Origin of the sequence: Candidatus Propionivibrio aalborgensis (assembly GCF_900089945.1) — a bacterium.
GTDB lineage: Bacteria > Pseudomonadota > Gammaproteobacteria > Burkholderiales > Rhodocyclaceae > Propionivibrio > Propionivibrio aalborgensis.
The window spans coordinates 1-216 of sequence record NZ_FLQY01000263.1 but is presented as its reverse complement, the minus strand read 5'-3'; the positions used below and the strand labels follow the sequence as shown (position 1 = coordinate 216).

Here is a 216-nt window from a genome sequence, read left to right as displayed (position 1 = left end):
GGTGAATTCGGGCAGCCTGCTCGGCGGGATCGCCAGCACGTAACGCTCCTGCGCCTCGTTGCTCCAGATTTCGGCCGGCGACATGCCGGGCTCCTCAATCTTCACGTCGCGCAATTCAAAGTGCGCGCCGCAACCGGCGCCGTGCGCCAACTCGGGAAAGGCGTTGGAGATGCCGCCCGCGCCGACGTCATGCACCGAGAGAATCGGATTGCCGTT

The 216-nt window shown here is 65.3% G+C and carries 1 protein-coding gene; it reads right to left on the bottom strand.

The genetic code is table 11. The annotated features are described in order from the left end of the window. The coding region (locus PROAA_RS12530) for an AIR synthase-related protein (protein WP_186411663.1) at window positions 1-216 on the bottom strand (216 nt) is incomplete at both ends.